Here is an 8963-nt window from a genome sequence, read left to right on the forward strand (position 1 = left end):
GGGTTTGGTCTTTCTTATCTATTTTTAGTATCTAGGATAATGGTAACTGGCCCATCATTGACCAGCTCAACCTGCATATCCGCTCCAAAGATGCCTGTCTGAACGGGCACTTCTTGCGCTAATTTTTGATTGAAAGCATCATAGAAGTCTGATGCCATATCAGGCTTGGCTGCGCCTGTGAAGGCTGGACGATTGCCTTTCTTGGTATCCGCAAAGAGGGTAAACTGAGAAATAGAAAGGATTTCTCCTTCAATATCTTTGACAGACAGGTTCATCTTGCCTTCTACGTCTGAAAAAATACGCATATTGACAAGCTTTCTCACAGCATAGTCCAAATCTTCCTCTTGGTCCTCTGGTCCAACACCAACCAGCAATAAGAGTCCCTGATTGATTTTCCCCTGAACCTGACCTTTAATGCTCACTTGGGCTTTTGTAACCCGTTGGATAATGATTTTCATAATAGCCTTTCTAGTTAAGAGCTAGGACAATTAGCCGTTGGTCCGTTTGACAGAGTAAACTTCTGGCACACTCTTAATCTTGTCCACAACCGTAGTCAGCGTTGAAAGGTTAGTAATACCAAAGGATACATGGATATTGGCAAATTTCATATCCTTGGTTGGCTGGGCGTTGACCGTTGAGATATTCTTGGTTGTGTTTGAAAGAACTTGCAGTACATCATTCAACAGTCCTGTACGGTTGAGGCCGTAAATATCTATATGGGCCATATACTCCTTATTTGAGCTAGAGTACTGGTCTTCCCACTCCACATCAAGGAGACGTTGCTCGTAGTTTTCTTGGGCACGCAGGTTCATACAGTCCACACGGTGAATAGCCACACCACGCCCCTTGGTAATGTAGCCGACAATATCGTCACCAGGCACTGGATTACAACACTTGGCAATCCGCACGAGGAGTCCAGAAGCACCTTCAATGACTACACCACCCTCATGCTTGACCTTGAGGGTTTCTTTATTTTCAACCTTGACCTCGCCACCCTTGACAAGTTCTTCTGCCTCCGCCTTGGCCTTGGCACGTTCTTCTTCACGACGTTCCTTTTCAGTCAGACGGTTAAAGACGGTAATGGCACCGATTTCTCCAAAACCAATAGCCGCAAAGAGGGATTCTTCTGTTTTATAGCTGGTCTTTTGAAGAACTTGGTCCATATGGCGCTTGTCCATGAATTTATTAGCCACATAACCATTTTCTTGGAACTGAGCCATCAGCATTTCACGCCCCTTGTTGACAGACAATTCCTTATCTTGGTTTTTAAAGAACTGACGAATCTTGTTACGCGCCTTGCTGGTCTTGACCATATTGAGCCAGTCACGACTTGGTCCAAAGGAGTTCGGATTGGTGACAATTTCAACCTGATCCCCTGTCTTGAGCTTGGTTGTCAGTGGAACCATACGGCCATTGACCTTGGCACCAGTTGCTTTTTCCCCTACTTTAGTATGAATTTCGTAGGCAAAATCAATAGGTCCTGAATCTTTTGGAAGAGAGCGGACAGCCCCATCTGGAGTAAAGACGTAAATCTCCTCAGCCAGATAGTTTTCCTTGACAGAGTCCACAAATTCCTTGGCATCATCAGCCTGGTCTTGGAGCTCCATCATCTCCTTGATCCAGTTCATCCCAATAGCTGATTCCTTGCTGTTGACTTGCCCCTTAATGCCTTTCTTATAAGCCCAGTGAGCCGCAACCCCGTACTCAGCCACCTCGTGCATGGCTTTAGTTCGAATCTGGAATTCGATCGGCCCTTTTGGCCCATAAACTGTCGTATGGATAGACTGGTAACCATTGGCCTTTCGGTTGGCGATATAGTCTTTGAAACGACCAGGCATGGGTTTCCAAAGTTCATGCACATAACCCAACATGGCATAAACATCACTTTGGGTATCTAAAATACAGCGAATAGCAATCAGGTCATAGATTTCCTCAAACCGTTTTCTCTTATCCTGCATTTTGCGGAAAATAGAGTAAATATGCTTGGGACGACCATAAATCTTCCCTCTCAAGTGATGATCTGTCGTATATTCCTCTAATTTTGTGACTACCTCATCCACCAAGGCTTCACGCTCTCTGCGTTTTTCCTTCATCATATGGGTAATCTTGTAAAACTCCGTTGGGTTGAGATAACGGAAAGATAGGTCTTCCAATTCCCATTTGACACTGGAAATCCCCAAACGATGGGCAAGTGGGGCATAGATTTCCATAGTTTCTTTGGAAATACGCTCCTGCTTGTCTTTTCGAAGATGTTTCAGGGTCCGCATATTGTGCAAGCGGTCTGACAGTTTGACCAAGATAACACGGATGTCCTCAGACATGGCCATGAGCATCTTGCGATGATTTTCTGCCAACTGCTCCTCGTGAGACTTATACTTGACCTTACCGAGCTTGGTAACTCCATCGACAATCACGCGCACATCTGGACCAAACTCTCTTTCCAAATCATCCAAGGTCGCATCTGTATCTTCTACCACATCATGCAAGAAACCACAAGCTACCGTTACAGCATCCAGCTTGAGTTTGGCTAAAATACCTGCCACTTGGATAGGGTGAATGATATAAGGCTCGCCTGATTTGCGATATTGACCACTATGACAATCCACCGCATAGACCAAGGCCTTATGAACAAAATGGACATCCTCTTCCGTTAAATATTCTTTGGTTAAAGCGACAACTTCTTCGCCTGTTAAATTCACTTCTTTTGGCATCTCTACTCTCCAATTCTTCCTACCATTTTATCACTTTTTTAAGAATATGAAAACTAGATTGGAACAGAATAAGAAAAAAATAATTCAGAATTGCTTGATAATTCTGAATTATTAGTCTATAATATATTACGAAGTTAGATTTTAAACTTAGGTGATAGAAGGAGAGATAGAAGAACGGAAACCATATTGTAACCGAAAGACTTTCTGACTTCCCCAATTCCATTGAATATACGAAAGATAAACGGTGGAACTCGTGTCACATACACTGGTACCTTGACTGGATTTTGGAATTAATACTCAATAAAAATCAAAGAACAAACTAGGAAACTAGCCGCAGGTTGCTCAAAGCACCGCTTTGAGGTTATATATAAGACTGACAAAGTCAGTCACATATATACGGCAAGGCGACGTTGACGCGGTTTGAAGAGATTTTCGAAGAGTATAAAAATCCTCAAGATACTTTCTTTTATCCTTTAGTTTATAAGGAGAACACCTATGAAAAAAACTGCTATTTCTATCTTTGCTCTCCTAGTGTTAGGAGTTAGCTGCCTGTTCCTATTCAGCCAGCAAAGCTATAAAAAAACAGTCGTTCAATACTATGCTAACGATCAGAACCTGCCCAGTAGGATAAGTTATAGTGAATATAGTGACAAACGAGAAGCTAACTACGGTGGCACTCTAAACATCACATCTATCAAACAAGCTAATGACGGAGTTTATGCAACCTATGAAGGGCAATTAACACCTCTCCAATAGTGATAAATTGATAACCAGCCTGTCTTCATCTAGTCATGCTGGTTTTTAAGTTCATTCTAAATCCTTACTTATTCTCCCTAACTGTGCTATACTTAATTTAGTACATTCTTTGAGATTGGAGCTAATATGAAAATCCATAAAACCGTGAATCCTGTTGCCTATGAAAATACCTATTACTTGGAAGGCGAAAAGCACCTCATCGTTGTCGATCCTGGTAGCCATTGGGAAGCCATTCGTCAGACAATTGAGAAGATCAACAAACCGATCTGTGCCATTCTATTGACCCACGCCCATTATGACCATATCATGAGTCTGGACTTGGTTCGCGAAACTTTTGGCAATCCTCCTGTCTATATCGCAGAGAGCGAAGCCAGCTGGCTCTATACTCCTGTCGATAATCTCTCTGGGCTACCTCGCCACGATGATATGGCAGATGTGGTCGCAAAACCTGCAGAACACACTTTTGTCTTTCACGAAGAATACCAACTGAAGGAATTTCGTTTTACTGTCTTGCCAACACCAGGTCACTCTATCGGTGGCGTTTCTATCGTCTTTCCTGATGCTCACCTAGTCTTGACTGGAGATGCTCTTTTCCGTGAAACAATCGGACGGACGGACCTTCCGACTGGTAGTATGGAGCAACTTCTTCACAGTATCCAGACCCAACTTTTCACCCTACCAAACTACGATGTCTATCCAGGACATGGTCCAGCTACTACTATCGCTCACGAAAAAACTTTCAATCCTTTTTTCTAACAAGATGATGACAATGACTATCGCATTTTAAGTATATTATCCAGCAGTCTTTCCACTATAAAAGGCATCCAGTCAAGGTTTTCACACCTGATTGGATGCCTTTTTCTGATTATTTATCTCTTTGCATTACCAAATAATCACGCGGTCTTCTGGCGAACGCCACATACCATCTCCTTCTTTGACATCATAGGTTGTAAAGAAATCATCGAAGTTTGGTACTTGTACATTGACACGGAGTTTGGCTGGTGCGTGTACATCAACGCTAGCCAAAAGTTTCATAAATTCTGGACGACCTTTCATGCGCCAGATGCGACCGAAGTTGTAGAAGAATTCTTCTGCTGAGAAGTCCGGTTCTCTCTTAGCTGCTTCAAGCGCTGCAGCGATTCCTCCCAAGTCAGCCACGTTTTCTGATACCGTCAATTTACCGTTGATGGTTGCTCCATAAGAATCCTGTCCATCAAATTGGTCAATAACTTTCTGTGTTTTCTCCTTGAAAGCAGCATAGTCGCTCTCTGTCCACCAATCCTTGAGGCTACCATTTTCATCAAAGGAAGCTCCGTTGGTATCAAAGGCGTGAGAAATTTCATGGGCAATAACTGCACCAATACCACCGTAGTTAGCAGAAGATGACTGATGCAAGTCATAGAAAGGCGCCTGTAAAATAGCCGCTGGGAAGACAATCAGATTCTTCTGTGGATTGTAATAGGCATTGACCATGTGAGCAGGCATGCCCCACTCCTTGTAGTCTACAGGCTGATTCCATTTGCTCCAACTGTGCTTGATTTCCACACGCGCAAAGGCTAGAGCATTGTCAAAAAGACTAGCAGTCTCATCCACTACCTTGTCTTTGTAGCGTTCTGGCAATTCTTCTGGGTAACCGATATAAGGCTTGATGACATTGAGTTTGACGATGGCCTTGTCACGAGTTTCAGGAGTCAACCAGTCATTTTTAGCCAAGCGTTCCTTATAGACATCAATCATAGTTGCCACTTTTTTCTCCACGTCCGCCTTAGCCTCAGGAGAGAATTTTTCATGGGCATACCAGAGACCCAAGGCTTGTTTGAAAGGACCTTGTGCTAGCTGGTAGGCTGCCTTGACCTTGTCTTTGGCTTCTGGAACTCCTGAAAGCGCACGGCTATAGGCACCTGACAAGACACGGATTTCTTCTGTTAAATAGCTGGTTGAGAGATTCACAACACTTAAAATTAAGGTTGCCTTGAGGAGAGGCCAAGCTTCTTCACTATAGAATTGGTCTGCGGCTTGCCAGAAACGTTCCTCGTCTACGATAACCTTGTCTGGTACTTGTCCAAGAACAGCTTGGAAGAAGTCATCCAAAGGTAGGGCAGGCGCAAATTTCTTGAAATCTTCATAAGCATATGGATGGTAAAGTTTAGCATATTCTGAACTTTCTTCATTAGAAAGAACTACTGCTGCAATTCGGCTGTCCAATTCAAGTCTTTTCTCTAGCAAGTCTTCAATTTCTTCATCAGAGAAATCATAAGCCTTGAGGAGATTTGCGCTGCTTTCTTTCCAAAGAGTCAAGAGCTCCTCGCGCTGAGGATGGTCTTCTGCATAGTAGGTCGTATCTGGCAGGATCGTGCTTGGAGCACTAGCCCATAGAACATTGATTCTGGCATCCATAAAGTCTGGCGATACACCAAAAGGAAGGAAATTCGGTTTTCCTGCAAGCTCAAACTCTGCTAGTTTAGCTGTAAAATCCGCAAAAGTCTCCAATTCTTGGAATTCTTTAAGAAGTGGTAAGACAGGTGTGATACCGTCAGCTTCTCTCTTGTCAAAATCACGAACTAGGCGGTGATATTTGACAAAGTTTGCCAAGATAGCATCCTCAGGCACCTCTTCTCCTGCCAACCACTTGTCTGTTGTCGCCAGCATCAGATCTTCAATTTCCTGGTCTAAATCAACAAAACCTCCCGTTTGAGACTTATCTGCTGGAATTTCAGCTGTCTGTTGCCATTCTCCATTGATAGCATCATAAAAATCATCTTGATAACGTGTCATCTTGTTCTCGCTTTCATTTGTACTTGTTTTTAGCTTAACAAAAATTAACTGGGAATGCAATTAAAAATGAACTTTCCTTTTCTATCATTTTTCAGTTATTATTTTAATTTTTTCAAAAATTAACTTGACTTAATTTTTTTTTAAGGTATATTAAGAGTAAGGAGGAATACAACTGTATGATACGTATCGAAAACCTCAGTGTCTCCTACAAAGAAACGTTGGCACTTAAGGATATTTCACTAGTGCTCCAAGGACCAACAATTACCGGTATCATTGGTCCTAACGGTGCTGGAAAATCAACATTATTAAAAGGTATGCTGGGAATTATCCCACATCAAGGTCAGGCATTTCTCGATGACAAGGAAGTTAAAAAATCCTTACATCGAATCGCCTATGTCGAACAAAAAATCAATATCGACTACAACTTTCCCATCAAGGTCAAGGAATGTGTCTCGTTAGGACTCTTTCCCTCTATCCCCCTCTTTCGAAGTTTAAATGCTAAACATTGGAAGAAAGTGCAAGAGGCCCTTGAAATCGTCGGCCTAGCTGACTACGCTGAACGGCAAATCAGTCAACTGTCTGGAGGTCAATTCCAGCGGGTCTTGATTGCACGTTGCTTAGTACAAGAAGCCGACTATATCCTCTTGGATGAACCTTTTGTGGGAATTGACTCCGTCAGTGAGGAAATCATCATGAATACGCTGAGAGATTTGAAAAAAGCTGGGAAGACGGTTCTCATCGTCCACCATGACCTCAGCAAGGTTCCCCACTACTTCGATCAAGTCTTGCTTGTCAATCGAGAAGTGATTGCCTTTGGTCCAACCAAAGAAACCTTTACCGAAGCCAATCTCAAAGAAGCTTACGGTAATCGACTCTTTTTCAGTGGAGGTGACCTATGATTGCAGAATTTATCGATGGATTGCAAAAATTCCATTTCTTACAAAATGCCTTGATAACAGCCATTGTCATCGGGGTCGTAGCTGGAGCTGTAGGATGTTTCATCATTCTACGCGGGATGTCACTCATGGGAGATGCCATTTCACATGCTGTCTTACCAGGTGTAGCCCTCTCCTTCATCTTGGGCCTTGACTTCTTTATCGGAGCCATTGTCTTTGGATTGCTAGCTGCCATCATCATTACCTATATCAGGGGGAACTCGATTATCAAAAGCGATACCGCCATCGGCATTACCTTTTCTTCTTTCTTAGCCCTCGGTATCATCTTGATTAGTGTCGCTAAAAGTTCAACTGACCTTTTCCATATCCTTTTTGGTAATATCCTGGCCGTCCAAGATACGGATATGTTTATTACCATGGGGGTAGGGGCAGCCATTCTCTTGTTAATCTGGATTTTCTTCAAGCAACTCTTGATAACATCCTTTGATGAACTCTTGGCTAAAGCCATGGGAATGCCTGTCAATTTCTATCACTACCTTCTCATGGTACTCTTGACTCTCGTGTCTGTGACAGCCATGCAAAGTGTCGGAACTATCCTGATTGTAGCCATGCTGATTACCCCAGCTGCAACTGCTTATCTGTATGCTAATAGCCTGAAAAGTATGATTTTCCTTTCCTCAACCTTTGGAGCTACAGCTTCAGTTTTGGGACTCTTTATTGGCTATAGCTTTAACGTTGCGGCAGGTTCTAGTATCGTGCTTACAGCTGCTAGTTTCTTTCTCATTAGCTTCTTTATCGCTCCAAAACAACGATATTTGAAACTGAAAAATAAACATTTGTTAAAATAAGGGGCAAAGCCCCAATAAATTGGAGGATCTAATGAAAAAATTAGGTACATTGTTCGTTCTCTTTCTTTCTGTCATTGCTCTTGTAGCATGTGCTAGCGGAAAAAAAGATACAGCTTCTGGTCAAAAACTAAAAGTTGTTGCTACAAACTCAATCATCGCTGATATTACTAAAAATATTGCTGGTGACAAGATTGATCTTCACAGTATCGTTCCTGTTGGCCAAGACCCACACGAATACGAACCACTCCCTGAAGACGTTAAGAAAACTTCTCAAGCTGATTTGATTTTCTATAACGGTATCAACCTTGAAACAGGTGGCAATGCTTGGTTTACAAAATTGGTAGAAAATGCTAAGAAAACTGAAAACAAAGACTACTTTGCAGTCAGCGAAGGCGTTGATGTTATCTACCTTGAAGGTCAAAACGAAAAAGGCAAAGAAGACCCACACGCTTGGCTTAACCTTGAAAATGGTATGATCTTTGCTAAAAATATCGCAAAACAATTGAGCGCTAAAGACCCTAGCAACAAGGAATTCTACGAAAAAAATCTCAAAGAATATACTGATAAGCTAGACAAACTTGACAAGGAAGCTAAGGAGAAATTTAACAACATCCCTGCTGAGAAAAAACTCATTGTAACCAGCGAAGGATGCTTCAAATACTTCTCTAAAGCCTACGGTGTCCCAAGTGCCTACATCTGGGAAATCAATACTGAAGAAGAAGGAACACCTGACCAAATCAAGACCTTGGTTGAAAAACTTCGCCAAACAAAAACTCCTTCCCTCTTTGTAGAATCAAGTGTGGATGACCGTCCAATGAAGACTGTTTCTCAAGACACAAACATCCCAATCTACGCACAAATCTTTACTGACTCTATCGCAGAACAAGGTAAAGAAGGCGACAGCTACTACAACATGATGAAATACAACCTTGACAAGATTGCTGAAGGATTGGCAAAATAAGCCTCTGAAAAACGGG

General features: G+C 42.4%; 8 protein-coding genes. 5 read left to right on the forward strand and 3 right to left on the reverse strand.

Annotated features, from left to right (window positions below; all coding sequences use genetic code 11):
• Window positions 1-14: 14 nt before the first annotated feature.
• A complete protein-coding gene (dtd, locus tag SMSK597_RS09845; RefSeq protein ID WP_000691443.1) occupies window positions 15-458 on the reverse strand; it encodes a D-aminoacyl-tRNA deacylase in 444 nt (147 codons plus the stop codon).
• Window positions 459-488: 30 nt separating this feature from the next.
• Window positions 489-2711: a RelA/SpoT family protein gene (locus SMSK597_RS09850; RefSeq protein WP_001123790.1), complete on the reverse strand. Its 2223-nt coding sequence runs from the start codon at window positions 2709-2711 to the stop codon at window positions 489-491.
• Between the two features lie 495 nt (window positions 2712-3206).
• Here SMSK597_RS09850 and SMSK597_RS13005 point away from each other — a divergent pair, with 495 nt between their 5' ends.
• Both SMSK597_RS13005 and SMSK597_RS09860 read left to right on the forward strand, forming a co-directional pair.
• Window positions 3207-3467 carry a hypothetical protein gene (locus SMSK597_RS13005; protein ID WP_000750449.1) on the forward strand — a complete coding sequence of 87 codons (261 nt, stop codon included), beginning with the start codon at window positions 3207-3209 and terminating at the stop codon, window positions 3465-3467.
• 126 nt (window positions 3468-3593) lie between these two features.
• Window positions 3594-4223, forward strand: coding sequence for an MBL fold metallo-hydrolase (locus SMSK597_RS09860; protein WP_000690851.1), 630 nt, complete (start codon window positions 3594-3596; stop codon window positions 4221-4223).
• Window positions 4224-4349: 126 nt separating this feature from the next.
• Here SMSK597_RS09860 and pepO read toward each other — a convergent pair whose 3' ends face one another.
• Window positions 4350-6242, reverse strand: coding sequence for an endopeptidase PepO (gene pepO / locus SMSK597_RS09865; protein ID WP_004238349.1), 1893 nt, complete (start codon window positions 6240-6242; stop codon window positions 4350-4352).
• Between the two features lie 176 nt (window positions 6243-6418).
• Here pepO and SMSK597_RS09870 point away from each other — a divergent pair, with 176 nt between their 5' ends.
• Genes SMSK597_RS09870 through psaA form a run of 3 tightly spaced genes read left to right on the forward strand, consistent with a single transcriptional unit; the run spans window position 6419 to window position 8947 of the window.
• Window positions 6419-7141, forward strand: a complete 723-nt coding sequence (locus SMSK597_RS09870; RefSeq protein WP_000619165.1) for a metal ABC transporter ATP-binding protein — start codon at window positions 6419-6421, stop codon at window positions 7139-7141.
• Window positions 7138-7986 (forward strand): metal ABC transporter permease, encoded by an 849-nt coding sequence (locus SMSK597_RS09875; RefSeq protein ID WP_000559779.1) that lies wholly within the window; start codon window positions 7138-7140, stop codon window positions 7984-7986. The genes SMSK597_RS09870 and SMSK597_RS09875 overlap by 4 nt, the downstream gene beginning before the upstream one ends.
• 31 nt (window positions 7987-8017) lie before the next feature.
• Window positions 8018-8947, forward strand: coding sequence for a metal ABC transporter substrate-binding lipoprotein/adhesin PsaA (psaA, locus tag SMSK597_RS09880; RefSeq protein WP_000733051.1), 930 nt, complete (start codon window positions 8018-8020; stop codon window positions 8945-8947).
• Window positions 8948-8963: the final 16 nt, after the last annotated feature.

It is taken from the genome of Streptococcus mitis SK597, from assembly GCF_000148545.1.
GTDB lineage: Bacteria > Bacillota > Bacilli > Lactobacillales > Streptococcaceae > Streptococcus > Streptococcus mitis_C.

Bases quoted from the DNA above. Each gene is read 5' to 3' on its own strand.
- dtd (WP_000691443.1), bottom strand. From the start codon at position 458: ATGAAAATCATTATCCAACGGGTTACAAAAGCCCAAGTGAGCATTAAA.
- SMSK597_RS09850 (WP_001123790.1), bottom strand. From the start codon at position 2,711: ATGCCAAAAGAAGTGAATTTAACAGGCGAAGAAGTTGTCGCTTTAACC.
- SMSK597_RS13005 (WP_000750449.1), top strand. From the start codon at position 3,207: ATGAAAAAAACTGCTATTTCTATCTTTGCTCTCCTAGTGTTAGGAGTT.
- SMSK597_RS09860 (WP_000690851.1), top strand. From the start codon at position 3,594: ATGAAAATCCATAAAACCGTGAATCCTGTTGCCTATGAAAATACCTAT.
- pepO (WP_004238349.1), bottom strand. From the start codon at position 6,242: ATGACACGTTATCAAGATGATTTTTATGATGCTATCAATGGAGAATGG.
- SMSK597_RS09870 (WP_000619165.1), top strand. From the start codon at position 6,419: ATGATACGTATCGAAAACCTCAGTGTCTCCTACAAAGAAACGTTGGCA.
- SMSK597_RS09875 (WP_000559779.1), top strand. From the start codon at position 7,138: ATGATTGCAGAATTTATCGATGGATTGCAAAAATTCCATTTCTTACAA.
- psaA (WP_000733051.1), top strand. From the start codon at position 8,018: ATGAAAAAATTAGGTACATTGTTCGTTCTCTTTCTTTCTGTCATTGCT.